This is a genomic window from Hippea jasoniae (assembly GCF_000744435.1).
Lineage (GTDB): Bacteria > Campylobacterota_A > Desulfurellia > Desulfurellales > Hippeaceae > Hippea > Hippea jasoniae.
The window spans coordinates 135,084-150,238 of sequence record NZ_JQLX01000011.1 but is presented as its reverse complement, the minus strand read 5'-3'; the positions used below and the strand labels follow the sequence as shown (position 1 = coordinate 150,238).

The window sequence follows — 15,155 nt, the reverse complement described above, 5'->3', positions numbered from 1 at the left end:
CGGAGATGAGATTGTGTTTGAATACAGGATAGGAAAGGGCAAACAGCTTGACTGCAAGGCATATCTCAAAAATCAGCCCGACGAAAAACTAAAAAGCACAATTGAAAATCCTTTAACGAATATCTTAAATCCCAACAAAATCCTTTTACAAATTGAGGAGCTTGAGGAAAACTTAAGAAACCATATAGTAAACGGCACTGACGATTCGCAGATGTATGTGAGGATAGCAAGACTTTACGAAGAACTCAATCAATACGAAAGAGCTTTAAACTATCTAAAAACTGCCCTTTCAAAAGCAAATAGGCCCGATCCAGACATCACAAACCTGATGGGTATATACTATAAGCATCTTGGTAATTTAGAAAGAGCAGAGCATATATTCAAAGAAACGCTTAAGGTAAATAGAAGCCCTCATGTTGCTTTCAACCTTGCGCTTGTTTTGAGTGATCAGAAAAAATACAGAGAAGCTGTTGATGTATTGGATGAATTTTCATCTATGTCGATACAGGGACCTGTCTCAACCTTAAAAGCCCTCTGCTATCACCATCTTAAAGACGATGAAGAGAAAAAAGAGGCAATCAGTCAGGCATATGAATATTTTAGAGCAACCAATTACCTATCTGACTGGGAAAAAACCTGGTATAAAATACTTCTTAAACTAACCGGTGATACGCATACACTAAAAAAATTAGAACAATCAGATGAAAAATCACAATCGGCAGAGGATGAATTTTACGGCATACCAAAACCCGTTATCATGCAGTAATGAATAGATGGCTTATACCCTTTGAAGATTTAACACAGGAGCAGAAAGCCGCCGTTAAGCTTTCCTGTTTGGGTAACCAGCTTATTTTGGGGCCGATAGGAAGTGGGAAGACCCAGATACTCATCCACAGAACAGGATATCTTGCAAAAATGATGAATGCTAAAAGCAATCGATACAGGGTTTTTGTTTTCAATAACACAACAAAAGAGTTTATAAAATCGGGATTGAAATTGATAGGTATTCCAAAACAAACAGTCAGCACATTCGATCATTTCTGCAGGCTTTTTTATGAAAGATATATAAACACACATCTGCCGTATTATCAAGGCTGGCCAGATTTTGAACTTATTAGAAAGAGCGTTCTTGATTTACTTAAGCGCAGAAAAGATTTACAAAAACAGTTGGATTTTGTTCTTGTTGATGAGGGGCAGGATTTATCGTATGATGCATACACAATACTAAAACTCATATCAAAACATATAACGGTTTTGATGGATCCATCTCAAAAAATTTTTAAAAAAGGCATCGAAAAAGAACAACTGCTTGAAATTTTAAACATAAAAACATCGGGGTTTTATCTTAAACAGGTCATAAGGAGCTCACCTTTCATAGTTAAGCTTGCCTCATATTTTTGCACCATAAATAATTGTGACAGGCAAATGCTTTTGAGAGAATCTAAGTTGCAGTCCTCAATCACAGAAAAACCTTCGTATTTTGTGGCTGATAATTATGAGGAGGAGTTAGATGCTATTGCTACTGTCATTAAAGAAAGAATGTTGAACAATGAAAGGATAGGAATACTGCTAACCACAAATGCCTCAATTAAGGCTATGCATCAAGCGCTTCTTAAAAGAAGTATAAAAGCAGAACCTATAATAGCATCTTATTCTGCTGTTTATGATTTTAACTCAGAAAAACCCAATCTTCTTACATATTTTTCGGCAAAGGGACTTACTTACGATACGATTATTATGCCTCAGCTGACATCAAAAGCCTTTGAATGGATGGATAGATTTATGGTGAAGCAGTTGCTATTTGTGGGCATCGGCAGGGCTACTAAATGGGTTTTTTTAAGCTCAACAAGACAGGATAAACTCAAAGAATTTGATATTTTAATAAAGGCGGAGGCCAATAAAGATTTGATGAAACTAAATAAGCGGTTCAGGCTAAAGCAGAACAATGGAAATAATAATGAAAATGGGTTGTATGATCTGCCGCTGTAGCAAGAATTTGTTGTGATAACACTAAAGATATAGTATCATGATAAAATAAGCTTTAGAAGCAAAAAAGGAGGTGTAAATTATGGAAGGACAGTTAAAAGCAACTAAATTTTGCACTAATTGTGGGGCAGAAATTGATGCTAAAGCAGAAATTTGTCCTAAATGTGGCGTGAAACAGCCATCTAGTAATTCTCCAGCAAAAAATCCTGGATTAGCTGCTGTTCTTAGTTTTCTTTTTACGGGATTGGGTCAAATCTATAATGGGCAGATTGGTAAAGGAATTATTTTTATTGTTATGTATTCTATATCAATTGCTTTAATGTTTGTTGTTGTTGGTTTTGTAACTACCCCTATACTTTGGATATGGGGCATGGTAGATGCTTACAAAACAGCAGAAAGAATTAATTCTGGTCAGTTAAAAGTGGGGCCTTCAAATAAAAATGCAAATATATAAGTGTTTAAAAGGTGCAATGTAGAATAATTATTGTTGCATGGTGGTTTTCTAAAACTGCAAATATATGAAAATATTTAACAGGAAACTTAGTGCGGTTTAACTTAAAATAATAGTAATAAATTCATTTGAAACAAAATTCGGAACATAGTATTTGCGGGGGAGAGTGGTAAATATATATGTACTATTTGCTTAATGAGGGGTTATAATTGAGGTGCTAAATATTTATTTCTATCACTATAGCAATTTTTTATTTATCAATTCTTCAGTAACACATGATAATGCATATGATACTACTCTTACATCTGTATCACTTAGAGTTTCATTGGTTGGATGAGAAGCAAGATTTCCAATTATTCGAATTGTATGTAAATAGCCTATTGATTTAGAACTTAAAATCTTATTATTTTGAAGTGCAGATATGGCTGAAATGAATTTCTTTTCGTTGAGTTTTATACCTTTTTTTTCAAGTATCAAGTACACTATCTTTTCAGCTATAGATCTTGTTTTATTTAGACAAGACCTTATATCTATTTGGGCAAGGTCTGGTAATGTTTTAACTTCCTCGTACAATCTAACCTTTTTAAAAACCGAGATTAATTTTGATAAACTTTTATCATCTTGCTTGCTTTGTTTTCTAACAAGATTACTGTAGCTAGGGGATACTTCAATGTCTATTGGTAGGGAATATAAAGGCAAAATTTCTCCGTCGTGGGATACAATTTTAACTTTTAGAAAATCTCTAAATTTTCCGTCGACTCTGGGAATTATTTGGAAAGAAAAAGAAATTTCCTTAAGGGTTTTTAAACTTGATATTATTCTTTCCGTTGACCCTAAGGGTTCAAATATATCAGTTAAATAAATCTGAATTTCTGCGTTGTTTAACGTCGGACCGTGATTTTTTATGTCAACTGTTAAATTAAATTGCTCGTGGCATGGTCAAATTGATACTGCATTTCGTATGGTGCTGCTTAATAAAGGATATTTAAAGGTAGAAAACTCCCTAATAAGCTCCTTAATCTTATTAAAGTTTTCTTCTGTTTTACCGTATCCTTCCATGAAAAAACCATCGGATAAAAAGGCATCAATTGTTACAAACAGCCGCCCTTTTGTGTTAGTAGGTATTTCTTCCCACCATACGTGATCTTTATTACCTACTGGAGCCGGCTTAATTTTCTTTTCAACTGATTTAATTCCTAACTCATGAGCAGCTTTGATGCTGTCACTAAGTATATCTTTATTTTCCGGAAACCAGAGGCCAAGCATTTCATTAGGGAGTAACGCAATAACATTTTTCCCAATACTTAAAGCTTCTTTTATATCATTTACGATTTTTGAGTCTGTGATTCTTGTAATCAATCCTGAAAATTCATAATTTTTGAATTGCAAGTCTTGCTCAAATTTCCAAGGAAAGTGATCTTTGTTAGAAGAAGTTTCTGTATTGCTTACTATTTTTAGCCCGTATCTTAGGCACAGATCTTTAAACGCTTCAAAGCTAAGATATATGAAAGAAGCTGGTTGCCATTGACACCAGGCATCCACTGACCAACAATATTCTCTATATGCATCTTCACGATAAAGGAAATGGGCCTTGTGCTCTATTAATAACATTTATTCCACCTCCATTCTTTTTAAAACTACATAGAATAGCAGATAAATATACAAAGTCATTTATGGATCTGTATAAAAAACAGGCTATACTTGTATATAAAATAAACATATATTAAATTTTTCCTTCCGCTAATATAATTGTTCCGTCTTTACCTGAGTACATCCTTTTATTATCTGAGTTAAACTCATATTTTACATCCAATGAGAGTGATTCTATAGATAAAATTTTGTAATGCTTACATTTATAAATATGCTTATTCCCACTTTCTCCTGCGACATAAATTTCAAAAGAAAGAATAAAATGTGGAGCATCATAAATTACTTTAAATTCATCAGAAGGCGAAAAATAAAAACTTCTTTGCGTAGTATCTATATTTTTTATATTATAAGTTTTGCATTCCAAATAGTAAGGCTCTTCCTTATGCCAGAAAATTATATCTGGATAGCCTGTAGTTTTTTTATTTCCACTTGGTCCGGTAGGAATATCTGCATTTAACCCCAAATCATTCAAAGCTTTTCTTACATAAGGCTCAATATCATTTCCTACCTCATTTGGTCTTGGTCTTAAAATACCTGTTTTATTAATTTCTTTACCTGCATTAATTGCCGCCTGCTTGATTAACTCTAAAACATCTTTGTGGTCTTGATTTGAAAAGTCAAAAGAAATAACTTTCTTTCCTGTCAATGATTCTATTACCAAATTAAAAGGAATATCCTTTAATGGCTGAAGCATTTGCTTTATTATAGTTTCTAATCTACTTATGTAATCTTTGTCTTTCATAGTTATATCTCCTTTTTGAAAATTAAAATATTTTCTTTTTTCATTACATTGTATAATCCAAAAATAATTTTATTTATATTTTTTACAAGTTTAAAACCGATACTTTCCATATAGTCAACTGTAAATTCCACTGTTTTTACTTCTTTTCCTTGATAAGTTGCGTTACCTATCACAATTACTGCATATTTATTTGGCTTTAATACCCGATACATTTCAGAATATGATTTCTTCATATCCTCATTATAAAGTTTTACACGATTTTTACCATTCCCCCTAACACCTATAAAATCGTTTCTCATTTTGGTTACATCAAATCCTAAATCTTTTAAAGAATGTTCGTCATTTTTTACATAATCTAAGGCTATTGAGTATGGAGGAGATGTAACTATTCCATCAACAGAATTATCTGGAAGGTTTACATTTCGGGAATCTCCAACTTCAAATTTTACTTCTCCGAGTTTTAATCCCAATCTTTCTTTTATTTCTATGTAATCTTTTATAGAAGCAATCATAAGGTTAATGTTCTTTATATATGAAGTAACAAAATCCTTTTTCCTTCTTGAATTGTCGCTAACTGCTAACAGTCGTGCTAATTTGTAAAAATTTTTAACCCTTTCATCATCCGTTAATTTATCAATTAGTTTATAATAATCAACTTCACTATGAAATAAACTTGGGACAAGTTTAGAAATAACTTTATCCTTTATCTCAAGAATCTTATCTAATATAAAAATAGATTCTGTTTTTACTCTGCCCTGTATAACACAAAGTGGAGATATATCAATACCATAAAAATTTATTCCCAATAATTGAGCTTCTAATGCTGTTGTACCACTTCCCGAAAAAGGTTCAAATACAATATCTCCCTGTTTTAACCCTATAATATTTAGCAATGCTCTAATCATTTGTGGGTGAAATTTACCTTTATATGGATATATCCAATGAGTCAAATATTGATTTACAGAACGAGTTTGATTTTTTTGAATAATATAAAAATAATCAGTAAATTCCCCATCGATAGATTTGAAATATGATCCTCTTTTTTTTATTAAATTTTTTATTTCTTCTGATTTATTTAATATTTTAAACTTCCTTAATCCATTTGTTACTTTAAATTCTACGCCAAAAGATTTTAATTCAAGCTCAGCTAAGGAAAGCTCATATATAAACTGAACATTGTCTAATAAAACTAAATCCTTTTGATTGTTTATATTATTTATATCATATGCCCAAAATTGATTTTCTGCTCTTTCAATCATTGTTTCTCCCTTTGTTTTTAGTTTCTTTTTGTCCATCATATTAAGCTCCTTTTAAACTTAAATGGTGACACTTCAAGTATAACAGACTGAAGGCATCTGAAATACAGGAATAGTAAGGATTTTGACAAAGCCAGACACCTGTTTGTTAGTAAATCCGAATTATTTTTTCCAATCTCAATTTTTACAACAGGGATTTTTCCTTCCCTTGCCATATTATAAAGAGTAGATTTTTCCATTTTTAGATATTTTGTTGACAGTTCAACTCTCATTATAAATTGCCTTCCGCCATAGTTTTAACTCCTTTTGAACCTGCCAGAGTTTATCATTCTTTAGCACAATTCACAATATACAGTAAAGAAAGATAGAAACTCAAGCTCATTTTAAAGAATTTTCCTTTAAGGGGTAGATAGATGACTTGCTATCAGAGTATAAGAGTAGAAATAAAAGAAAGAGATAATTTATTTTTCCTGCCCTCTTTTTTTTGAATGAGTAAGGCGGAGGGAAAATGCAAGAAAACCTGAAACAGCCATCAAACTGGCTCCCCCGGAGGGACTCGAACCCCCGACCCGGTGGTTAACAGCCACCTGCTCTACCGGCTGAGCTACAGGGGAGCAAAACAACTGCAAAAGGAAGTATATACATTCCTTCCTGTTTGTCAATAGTTTTTTGACTTTTTTGTTTAAACTTTGAATATAGCCCGTGATGTGAAATATACAAAAAAAGCTGTAAAAATTCCCGCTACAACATCGCTAAAATAGTGATACCTCAAAACAAGTGTCGCAAGGATTAATAGCAAAACAACAGGCAGAATAAAAAGTGCAATTTTTTTATTTTCACGCCAGAATATCAAAACAACAAGCAGCGAGATTTCTGTGTGTCCACTGGGAAAACAATCCTGTTTTATATGCTCAAGTGCATTTAGAAGCGGATGAACAATTTTATAAACAATGCCACCGTTTATTGGCATCTGGCTTAGATAGCTTAGACTATATCGCGGCCCAATGGCTGGAAGCAGAATGTATCCAAGATAGGAAATATAATACCCGAGCGATAAAGCAAACAGCGAAAAACTGAGCTTTTTAATCTCGTTTCTTTTGTAAAAGTAAACGATAACTACAAACGGCAGAAAGTAGTAGGCAAGGTATGCAATCTGCAAAATGTCAACAAAGCCTTTTATGTTAAAAATATTAAACAGCCTTGCTGCATCCTCACCAAGCAACATTCTATCCCATCTTATAAGCAGGTAGTCTTTGTTGTGTGGATTGATAAAGGGCACAATAAATCCCAGTGATTCAAACACAAACCCTATAAAAACAAACGGATAAAAAAACCTCAAAAGCCTCAGAAGTCTATTTGAATGCTCATGAATTATCAGATAAATCGATGTGATAATTATAAAGATGTATAGCAGAATAACAGCATTGGGTGATGGAATGTCGTTGTAGTGGGTAAATGCAATAGTGAGCATGAACAGATAGAAACCAATGTTTATGTAATCGAAAAGCCTGAATTTCTCTTTCATGGCACAATAATCTTTATCGGTTTTGAAATCTTTATCTCACCGTAATTTTGTTCGTATAAATCACCATCTATCTGAATTGTGCAGCCTTTAAATAAAACCTTTTGTGTTTTTATGCGCTTAAAACAGGGCATCCTGAATCTGTTTAAAAAGAAAAGCACGCTGTTGTAATACGGCAGAGCAAAAATGGGATTTTTGCAGTCAAAAAGCAGCACCTCAAGATTGTTGTCAAAAATATTTGTTGAGCGGGATATTCTAAACTTTCCTGCATAAACTGAGGCATTTGTGGCAATAGCCCATAAAACATTAAATTTTTTGCCATCGATTTCAGCCTCGAAGCATTTGTTAGGTTTTAGATAGGCCTTGATGCCTGCTGCAACATAGGCTAATTTGCCGCTAAAGTGTTTAAGCCTGTTGTTTACTAATTTAACGCTTAATCCATCAAATCCTGCACCAGCCATTAAGATAAAATATTTGTCGTTGATTTTTGCCGTAAAGGCTGTTTTTGTCTTGCCTTTTAATATTGCATCGACTGATAGTTTAATAGAAGGTGAGCCAAACAGCTCGATTGCAAGCACATTTGTTGTGCCAGCTGGTAAAACGGCAACAGCTGAGTCTTTCAAGTCTGCATTTATAACCTCGTTGATAATTCCATCTCCGCCGTAGATTGCTATTATTTTGTATAAACCGGCAATATCGTTTGCTATGGCTGTTCCTTCTTTTGGCTTTTTTGTGAAAAATACATCAACCGAATATTGCCTTTTAAGGGTATCGATAATTGCTTTGAGTTTATTGTGCGAAAATCTGTGAGCTTTGGGATTTGCTATTATTGCTATCATAAATCCACAACCATCCCGTCATAGGCTGCAACGACTCTGCAGCCTGTTTCTTTTGATATTTGTTTTGCAACCTCCCACGGCTTTTGCTTCAAAAACGACAATCCAAAGTGGGTAATAATCAGCAGTTTTGGTTTAAAACCATCTAAAAACCTATACACATCCATGGCGCTTAAGTGTTTAAAGCCACTTCTTGGTTTGCAAAACACCGTATTCATTATCACTATTTCAGATTTATAAAGCTCTGTTAGTTCATCAAAATAAGCCGTATCCGGTATGTATGCAAAGCTGTGATTCTCATACTCAAATACAGCCCCGTAGGTTTCTGTTGTGTGTTGATGTCTCTTTTTTGTTGAAATTTTAACACTGTCTATCTGATATTCTGCAAATTCCTCTGTGTTTATAAGCGTAAAATTTTTTCTGTTGTATTTTAAAATCACAGGGTCAATTTCTGTTGCCTCTTTTGGTGCTAAAACAACCCCCCGCTTTTTATGCCCTCCCTCTGTCATCGATTCGATTACGGCATTGATGTCTGAGCAGTGATCAAGGTGCCTGTGGCTTAAAAATATGCCGCTTAGTTTGTTGGGGTAAAGTTTATGTTTGATTGCCTCAATTAAAGCTCCTGGGCCTGGATCTATCGCAAATAGTTTGTTGTTTAAAATAAACCAGATGCCGCCAGATTTTCTTAATTGATTAAATACGGTAAATCTGCCCCCGCCTGTACCTAAAAATATCAACTGATTGTTGTTTATTGTGTTAACTTTCATCAATGATTCCTATATTATCGTTAAAATCGAGCAGTTTAGCTTTGACAAGCCCTTCTTTAAAATTTTTAACAGCTACACCAAAGTATTGACTGCTTAGACCCCTAAAGTATTTTCCGTTTTCTATTTTTGTTGTTTCAACAATGAATTCTATCTCTTTACCTATAAGCCTTTTGATCGATTTTTTCTTTTTTTCTTCAAATAGCTCCTTTAGCATCCTGTTTCTTTGCTTTGCAACAGGTCCTCGTGGAAGCGGTAGTTTTATCTTTGAAGCAGGCGTAAAAGGTCTAATTGAATAGCTGAATATATGCCCGTAAGTTAAAGGCAACTCCTTTATAAAATTGTATGTTTTTTTAAATTCCTCATCATCCTCGCCAAAAAAACCCACAATAACATCCGTTCCCACAAATATACCGTATCTATCGCACATCTCAACAAGCCTTGCAAATGCCTTTGTAGTGTAGTCTCTTTTCATGAGTTTTAAAACTTTGTCACTACCTGACTGTAGCGGTATATGCAGATGCTTTGCAAATTTTCCAGAGGCGATAAGCTTTATAATCTCTTCGTTTAGATACATTGGCTCTATTGAGCTGATCCTTACCCTGAAGAAACCTTTTATGTTATCTATTGCTTTTAAAAGTTCGTAAAAATTGTTGTATGAGCCTATATTTGTGCCTGTAATAACAATTTCATAAAAACCCTTTTTGTAAAGCGTCTCTATTTCTTTTATGACAATATCTGATGGTTTGTCGCGCTGTTTTGAGCGCAAAAACGGGATTATGCAGTAGGTGCAGTGGTTGTTGCATCCTTCCTGGATCTTTACAAAAGCCCTGCTTTTATTAAAAAAATCACTGATTGTCTCATCTATAGGATAGAATTTTGTTGCCTGGCCTGTATCACTTGTTGGGTTTTTTATCAGTTGGTCGATAGAATATTTGAGGCTATTGCCCACAAGGATTATTTTTGGCGAAAGATTTTCTTCAAGGTAGCTATCACAGCCCGTATAGATAACGGTTTTTGAGTTAGAAAGCCTTTTTGCAAGCATTCGAGCCTCTTTTGAGGCTTTTGCTGTGACAGCGCAGGAATTTATTATGCATACATCAGCCTTATCAAGAGAGCTGATTTCACAGTTGGCTTTTAAAACCTTCTCCATCATCAGCTGGGTTTCATATTGATTGAGCTTGCAACCAAATGTGGCAAATCCGACCTTCATTCATAACGATCCTTTGGTAGAAAGCACACTTTGAGCAGGCTTTAAAGCCATTTTGAGGCTGTGGGCAAAAGATTTAAAAATCGCCTCTGCTATGTGGTGTTTATTTACGCCGTAGAGCTGTTTTATGTGCAAAACCATGCCGCTGTTTGAAACTAAAGCCTTAAAAAACTCCTCTATAAGTTCGCTGTCAAAATTGCCTATACTGCCGTTTATATTGCAATCGAAATTTAAAAAAATTCTATTGCAAAAGTCTATTGAAGTTAGAACAAGTGCCTCATCCATTGCAATAATTGCATATCCGTAGCGTGCTATGCTTATATCTTTAACAGCCTCTTTTAAGGCTTTACCTATCACAATACCCACATCTTCAACTGTATGGTGAAAATCAACATCAAGGTCGCCTTCTGCATGCACAAATAGGTCAACCCCAGAATGCTTGCTTAAAGCCTCAAGCATGTGATTAAAAAACCCTATGCCTGTGTCGATTTTATATTGCCCGCTGCCGTTTATGTTGAGCTTTACCTCTATTGAAGTTTCCTTTGTTTTTCTTGTTAGTTCAACCATTATCTATCCCTTTCAACGATCAGTTTTGCAATGTCTATTAAAGGCTGCGATTTTTTAAATTCCTTTATCTGATCGATCGCCATATCCTTTAACCTATCTGCCATCTCAAAAGAGCGCTTAAGTCCATAAACCTTTGGGTAGGTAAGCGTATTGTTTATTTCATCAACCTTCTTTTTGCCCAATTTTTTCTCATCTCCGACAACATCAAGGCAGTCATCGATAATCTGAAACGCAACGCCGCTGAATAGTCCGTATTTTGCGATTTTTTCTAAATCATTTTTAGAAGGATTACCACAGATCGCCCCGCATACAACGCTTGCCTGAATGAGCTTTGCCGTTTTATGTTTATGGATAAAATTTACAAGCCTTTTTGGTGAGAAGCCTTTTAGTTTTTCTCTTGCAGAGAGTATATCAACAACCTGACCAACAACCATCCCACCAATACCAGCATTGTTTGAAAGCCATTTGATTATCTCTATCCTTTTTGATGGCTCAATATTTTCGGCATTGGAAATAACATTAAATGTAAAGGTATTTAATCCATCACCTGCAAGCAGCGCCAGATCCTCGCCAAAGACCTTGTGGTTTGCAGGTTTGCCTCGCCTGAAATCGTCGTTATCCATAACGGGCAGGTCATCGTGAATTAATGAATATGCATGCAAAAGCTCAATGGCTGCAGCAATCGGCAGTGTTTGGACTATATTTGCATAAAACATCTCACCGCTCAATATTACAAGAAGCGCCCTTATCCGTTTGCCGCCGCTTTTTGGTGTGTAAAAAAGCGCCTCTTTAAAAATTTCAGGAAAGAATGGCTTTTTTGATAGCTCATCTATGTAGTTGTTAACAAGCTCGATATATTTTTTCACTTAAAATCCTCTGTCTCTATTTTGCCGTCTTTTACCTGAGTGATGAGTTTTATGCGATTTTGTGCCTCGTTGAGCTTTTTTGTGCAAAAATCCACAAGCTTCATACCCTCTTCGTAAAGATTTATAGCCTCATCCAGCATTATATCTTCATCCTCAAGCCTTTTTGCAATCTCTTCAAGCCTCTTTAAAGTCTCTTCAAATGTTTTCATCTATAAGCTCCAGTAAAGAATATTCTCACCAAGCCTATTTTTATCAATTACGCCTTTTATGTCAACAAAAACACCGCTTGAGTTAAATAGTTTTAAAAACTCATCTATGTTTTCTATCAGTTTTTTATGTTTTACGGCAAGAATGATTAAGTCATAGCTATCTTTGAGCGATTCTTTTTTGCATAAATTTAAACCATACTCCTTTTTGACATCGGCCGGGTTTGCATAAGGGTCATACACGTCAACCTCAACGCCAAAGTCTTTTAGCTCTTCGATTATATCGATAACGCGGCTGTTTCTGATATCGGGCACATTTTCTTTAAATGTAATACCCAAAACAAGCGCCTTTGATCCAAGAATGGCTCTTCCGCATTTGATTAAGCGTTTGATCGATTCCTTTGCCACATATTCACCCATCGAATCGTTTATGCGCCTGCCTGCAAGTATAACCTCGGGATGATAGCCCACCTCTTGCGCTTTGAAGGTTAAATAATATGGGTCAACGCCTATGCAGTGTCCGCCGACAAGACCGGGCTCAAAGGGTAAAAAGTTCCACTTTGTTTTTGCAGCCTCAAGCACGGCAAAGGTGTTTATACCCATTATGTTAAATATTTTTGATAGCTCGTTCATCAGTGCGATATTTATGTCTCTCTGGGTGTTTTCTATTACCTTTGCAGCCTCAGCTGTTTCAATCGACTCTGCTATAAAAATGTTATTGTTGTTTATGCTTCCGTAGATTTTTGCAAGCAGTTCTGCGGTTTGTTTATCGCAACCGCTTACGATTTTTGTGATTTTATCGGGCGTGTGAACTTTATCCCCGGGGTTTATACGCTCAGGTGAGTATCCAACAAAAAAGTCTTTACAGAAAGACAGATGTGAAATCTCCTCAAGGATCGGCACACAGACCTCTCTTGTTGCAAAAGGATACACGGTTGACTCATAAACGACTATATCGCCTTTTTTTAGATGTTTTGCTACAGTTTGAGAGGCTTTTTTAAGCGGTGTTAGATCAGGCAGTTTGTGGCTATCTATAGGCGTTGGAACGGCAACGATAAACAGCTGAGCCTTTTTTAAAATATCATCATCGCATGAGAACTCTATGTTATTGTTTGTAAAATCTATACCCTCAAGCTCGCCTGTTGAGTCTATTCCTTTTTTTAGCTCCTCGATGCGAGCGGGGTTTTTATCAAATCCTATCGTTTTAAAGTGTTTTGATAGGTGGTATAAAAGGGGCATGCCAACATAGCCAAGACCAATAACGGCGATTGTCTTTTTACCATTTAAAAAATCCTCAAACATTTCAGCCTCCTATTTAAGAACAAAAAGGAAAATAATTCCTATGATAATTCTATAAACACCAAAACTTTTGAGTGTGTATTTGCTTACAAAACCTATAAAGCCTTTTACTGCAACAAGTGCGCTAAAAAATGAGACAATAAAACCGATTGCGATTAGATGCCACTGGTGTGATGATATGGCAATGCCGCTTTTTAAGATATCGTATCCCGTTGCTGCAAACATCGTTGGTATGGCAAGCAGAAAAGAAAACTCCACAGCCTCTTTTCGTGTTAATCCCACAGCCATTGCACCTATGATGCTTGAGGCCGATCGGGATGTGCCAGGAACAACAGCAAGCGATTGAAAAAGACCAATTATAACGGATTGTTTTAAGTTTAGTTGATTTATCTGCTTTTGAGGTTTGATTTTTTCAAATAAAAACTCAACAGCTATAATGATTATACCGCCTATGGTTAAAGAATAAACAACAATATGCGGATTGAAAAGATACTGTTTTATCAGTTTATAAAGCACAAAACCCACAACGCCTGTTGGTATGAATGCCCAGATAATGCGTTTCCACAGCTCAAAATCCCTTTTTAGCCTGTTAAAATATAAAAAAAGCACGCTTAAAATAGCACCAAGCTGAATGATAATCTCAAACGATTTTGTAAACGGTGTTTGCTTAATTCCAAGCAGGCTTGAGGCAAGTATTAAATGCCCCGTGGATGAAATCGGCAAAAATTCTGTTAATCCCTCAACAATGCCTAAAATAATCGCATCTAAAACACTCATAAATGCCCCTTTATGGTTGATTTTACTACCATCAAAATCCCACCGGCTTTTATAAGACCACCGCCGATAATTTTTTCAACAGAAAGGGTTTCACCTGCTATAACACCAAACAAAACGGCAAAAAATACCTCAAGATAAGAAAATACGCCGAATTCAGTTGTTGAGAGGTTTTTTATGGCTGCAATCATCAGTGTAATACCTCCAAGTCCACAAACAACAGCCATTATAACGATTAGCGGAATGTCTGCAAGGATAAAGTTTATATTCCCTTTAAAAAACAGCATAAAAAAAGCCGTCGAAATGCTGCCTGCTACAAACTCAAAAAAGCTTGTTGATATAAGGTTGTCCTTTATAGCTTTATTTGTTGTTATAAGCAGTCCGTAGAAAATACCAGAAAGCAGTCCATACAATGCCGCAATGTTGATATCGATTTTAAATTTTAGAATTACAAGAAGGCCGCTTAGGGCAATAAGCATGCAGAATATATCAAACTTTTCAAGGGGTTCTTTTAATGCGATAAACGAAAATACAGAAGCAAGAATAGGCCCTAAATAAAGCTCAAACACAGAGGTTGCCATACCGATCTTTTTTATGGATATGATGTAAAATATAATTGTCAGGCTTAGAAATACGCCGCCTAAGATAGCTTTAATGGAGGTTTTTGTAATAGTTTTTCTAAAAAAGATACCCAGAAAAACAGCAGGGAGAAAAAGCCTGAAAAAGGTTAAAATTAATACACTGCTTGAGAGGTGTTTTACAAACAGACCAAGGCTTCCCATAAAGCAGGTGGCAAAAACAACCTCTATAAACCCTACTTTTTTATTCATAAGTTGATTTTACATTATAAAACCATTTGAGACAATACAGTAAAACCCCTGAATGAAGAAGCGCTTATTAAAACATAAAATAAGCTCAATCAAGCCCTATTGCCTACTTAAGAAAGTCTTTGAAGAGTTTCTGGCGTCAGGCTCGATAAAGGAGCCTGTCGAGCTCCTACTTAATCAAATAATCTCAAGAAGATAA

Annotated in this window: 19 protein-coding genes and 1 tRNA gene; 4 read left to right on the top strand and 16 right to left on the bottom strand. The window is 35.2% G+C overall.

What is annotated here, in order from left to right; translation table 11 throughout:
• The first annotated feature begins 13 nt into the window (after positions 1-13).
• From EK17_RS02960 to EK17_RS02950, 3 genes are all read left to right on the top strand, one after another.
• The gene (locus tag EK17_RS02960) at positions 14-766 is read left to right on the top strand and encodes a tetratricopeptide repeat protein (protein ID WP_035587313.1); all 753 of its coding nucleotides are present in this window, start codon (positions 14-16) and stop codon (positions 764-766) included.
• A complete protein-coding gene (locus EK17_RS02955; protein WP_035587311.1) occupies positions 766-1,989 on the top strand; it encodes a UvrD-helicase domain-containing protein in 1,224 nt (407 codons plus the stop codon). The genes EK17_RS02960 and EK17_RS02955 overlap by 1 nt, the downstream gene beginning before the upstream one ends.
• Before the next feature lie 79 nt (positions 1,990-2,068).
• The gene (locus EK17_RS02950) at positions 2,069-2,440 is read left to right on the top strand and encodes a zinc ribbon domain-containing protein (RefSeq protein ID WP_084675061.1); all 372 of its coding nucleotides are present in this window, start codon (positions 2,069-2,071) and stop codon (positions 2,438-2,440) included.
• Positions 2,441-2,674: 234 nt separating this feature from the next.
• On the opposite strand, the gene EK17_RS09390 is transcribed toward EK17_RS02950, so the two are convergent.
• A complete protein-coding gene (locus tag EK17_RS09390; RefSeq protein WP_035587309.1) occupies positions 2,675-3,010 on the bottom strand; it encodes a DUF4145 domain-containing protein in 336 nt (111 codons plus the stop codon).
• A 97-nt stretch (positions 3,011-3,107) separates the two neighbouring features.
• On the opposite strand from EK17_RS09390, the gene EK17_RS09385 reads away from it, so the two are divergent.
• On the top strand, positions 3,108-3,299 hold the full coding sequence (locus EK17_RS09385) for a hypothetical protein (protein ID WP_035587307.1): 192 nt from the start codon (positions 3,108-3,110) through the stop codon (positions 3,297-3,299).
• A 77-nt stretch (positions 3,300-3,376) separates the two neighbouring features.
• Here the strand turns inward: EK17_RS09385 and EK17_RS02935 are convergent, their stop codons facing one another.
• The 15 genes from EK17_RS02935 to EK17_RS02865 all read right to left on the bottom strand — a co-directional run bounded on the left by EK17_RS02935 (position 3,377) and on the right by EK17_RS02865 (position 14,959).
• Positions 3,377-4,048: a hypothetical protein gene (locus tag EK17_RS02935; protein ID WP_035587305.1), complete on the bottom strand. Its 672-nt coding sequence runs from the start codon at positions 4,046-4,048 to the stop codon at positions 3,377-3,379.
• Positions 4,049-4,160: 112 nt separating this feature from the next.
• Positions 4,161-4,829 (bottom strand): hypothetical protein, encoded by a 669-nt coding sequence (locus EK17_RS02930; RefSeq protein WP_035587304.1) that lies wholly within the window; start codon positions 4,827-4,829, stop codon positions 4,161-4,163.
• A gap of 2 nt (positions 4,830-4,831) precedes the next feature.
• Positions 4,832-6,124: a DNA methyltransferase gene (locus EK17_RS02925; RefSeq protein ID WP_198018137.1), complete on the bottom strand. Its 1,293-nt coding sequence runs from the start codon at positions 6,122-6,124 to the stop codon at positions 4,832-4,834.
• The gene (locus EK17_RS02920; RefSeq protein ID WP_035587299.1) at positions 6,124-6,357 is read right to left on the bottom strand and encodes a MerR family transcriptional regulator; all 234 of its coding nucleotides are present in this window, start codon (positions 6,355-6,357) and stop codon (positions 6,124-6,126) included. Before EK17_RS02920 ends, EK17_RS02925 begins: the two co-directional genes overlap by 1 nt.
• A gap of 266 nt (positions 6,358-6,623) precedes the next feature.
• Positions 6,624-6,699: transfer RNA gene (locus EK17_RS02915), tRNA-Asn, on the bottom strand.
• A 68-nt stretch (positions 6,700-6,767) separates the two neighbouring features.
• Positions 6,768-7,610 carry a phosphatase PAP2 family protein gene (locus EK17_RS02910; protein ID WP_035587298.1) on the bottom strand — a complete coding sequence of 281 codons (843 nt, stop codon included), beginning with the start codon at positions 7,608-7,610 and terminating at the stop codon, positions 6,768-6,770.
• Entirely contained in the window at positions 7,607-8,446 is an 840-nt protein-coding gene (locus EK17_RS02905; RefSeq protein WP_035587296.1) for a diacylglycerol/lipid kinase family protein, read from the bottom strand. The genes EK17_RS02910 and EK17_RS02905 overlap by 4 nt, the downstream gene beginning before the upstream one ends.
• Positions 8,443-9,210 (bottom strand): MBL fold metallo-hydrolase, encoded by a 768-nt coding sequence (locus EK17_RS02900; RefSeq protein ID WP_035587295.1) that lies wholly within the window; start codon positions 9,208-9,210, stop codon positions 8,443-8,445. Before EK17_RS02900 ends, EK17_RS02905 begins: the two co-directional genes overlap by 4 nt.
• Positions 9,200-10,420 (bottom strand): tRNA (N(6)-L-threonylcarbamoyladenosine(37)-C(2))-methylthiotransferase MtaB, encoded by a 1,221-nt coding sequence (mtaB, locus tag EK17_RS02895; RefSeq protein WP_035587294.1) that lies wholly within the window; start codon positions 10,418-10,420, stop codon positions 9,200-9,202. The genes EK17_RS02900 and mtaB overlap by 11 nt, the downstream gene beginning before the upstream one ends.
• A complete protein-coding gene (hisB, locus tag EK17_RS02890; RefSeq protein ID WP_035587293.1) occupies positions 10,421-10,984 on the bottom strand; it encodes an imidazoleglycerol-phosphate dehydratase HisB in 564 nt (187 codons plus the stop codon). It lies immediately after the preceding gene.
• Positions 10,984-11,850, bottom strand: a complete 867-nt coding sequence (locus EK17_RS02885; protein ID WP_035587291.1) for a polyprenyl synthetase family protein — start codon at positions 11,848-11,850, stop codon at positions 10,984-10,986. Before EK17_RS02885 ends, hisB begins: the two co-directional genes overlap by 1 nt.
• Entirely contained in the window at positions 11,847-12,059 is a 213-nt protein-coding gene (gene xseB / locus EK17_RS02880; protein WP_035587289.1) for an exodeoxyribonuclease VII small subunit, read from the bottom strand. The genes EK17_RS02885 and xseB overlap by 4 nt, the downstream gene beginning before the upstream one ends.
• Entirely contained in the window at positions 12,060-13,358 is a 1,299-nt protein-coding gene (locus EK17_RS02875) for a nucleotide sugar dehydrogenase (RefSeq protein WP_035587288.1), read from the bottom strand.
• Between the two features lie 9 nt (positions 13,359-13,367).
• Complete coding sequence (locus EK17_RS02870) at positions 13,368-14,132, bottom strand: undecaprenyl-diphosphate phosphatase (RefSeq protein ID WP_035587287.1); 765 nt, start codon at positions 14,130-14,132, stop codon at positions 13,368-13,370.
• The gene (locus tag EK17_RS02865; RefSeq protein WP_035587286.1) at positions 14,129-14,959 is read right to left on the bottom strand and encodes a DMT family transporter; all 831 of its coding nucleotides are present in this window, start codon (positions 14,957-14,959) and stop codon (positions 14,129-14,131) included. Before EK17_RS02865 ends, EK17_RS02870 begins: the two co-directional genes overlap by 4 nt.
• Positions 14,960-15,155 lie beyond the last annotated feature (196 nt).

Bases quoted from the DNA above. Each gene is read 5' to 3' on its own strand.
- EK17_RS02870 (WP_035587287.1), bottom strand. From the start codon at position 14,132: ATGAGTGTTTTAGATGCGATTATTTTAGGCATTGTTGAGGGATTAACA.
- EK17_RS02865 (WP_035587286.1), bottom strand. From the start codon at position 14,959: ATGAATAAAAAAGTAGGGTTTATAGAGGTTGTTTTTGCCACCTGCTTT.
- EK17_RS02920 (WP_035587299.1), bottom strand. From the start codon at position 6,357: ATGAGAGTTGAACTGTCAACAAAATATCTAAAAATGGAAAAATCTACT.
- EK17_RS02955 (WP_035587311.1), top strand. From the start codon at position 766: ATGAATAGATGGCTTATACCCTTTGAAGATTTAACACAGGAGCAGAAA.
- EK17_RS02925 (WP_198018137.1), bottom strand. From the start codon at position 6,124: ATGGACAAAAAGAAACTAAAAACAAAGGGAGAAACAATGATTGAAAGA.
- xseB (WP_035587289.1), bottom strand. From the start codon at position 12,059: ATGAAAACATTTGAAGAGACTTTAAAGAGGCTTGAAGAGATTGCAAAA.
- EK17_RS02910 (WP_035587298.1), bottom strand. From the start codon at position 7,610: ATGAAAGAGAAATTCAGGCTTTTCGATTACATAAACATTGGTTTCTAT.
- hisB (WP_035587293.1), bottom strand. From the start codon at position 10,984: ATGGTTGAACTAACAAGAAAAACAAAGGAAACTTCAATAGAGGTAAAG.
- EK17_RS02935 (WP_035587305.1), bottom strand. From the start codon at position 4,048: ATGTTATTAATAGAGCACAAGGCCCATTTCCTTTATCGTGAAGATGCA.
- EK17_RS02875 (WP_035587288.1), bottom strand. From the start codon at position 13,358: ATGTTTGAGGATTTTTTAAATGGTAAAAAGACAATCGCCGTTATTGGT.
- EK17_RS02905 (WP_035587296.1), bottom strand. From the start codon at position 8,446: ATGATAGCAATAATAGCAAATCCCAAAGCTCACAGATTTTCGCACAAT.
- EK17_RS02900 (WP_035587295.1), bottom strand. From the start codon at position 9,210: ATGAAAGTTAACACAATAAACAACAATCAGTTGATATTTTTAGGTACA.
- EK17_RS02930 (WP_035587304.1), bottom strand. From the start codon at position 4,829: ATGAAAGACAAAGATTACATAAGTAGATTAGAAACTATAATAAAGCAA.
- EK17_RS02950 (WP_084675061.1), top strand. From the start codon at position 2,069: ATGGAAGGACAGTTAAAAGCAACTAAATTTTGCACTAATTGTGGGGCA.
- mtaB (WP_035587294.1), bottom strand. From the start codon at position 10,420: ATGAAGGTCGGATTTGCCACATTTGGTTGCAAGCTCAATCAATATGAA.
- EK17_RS09385 (WP_035587307.1), top strand. From the start codon at position 3,108: ATGTCTATTGGTAGGGAATATAAAGGCAAAATTTCTCCGTCGTGGGAT.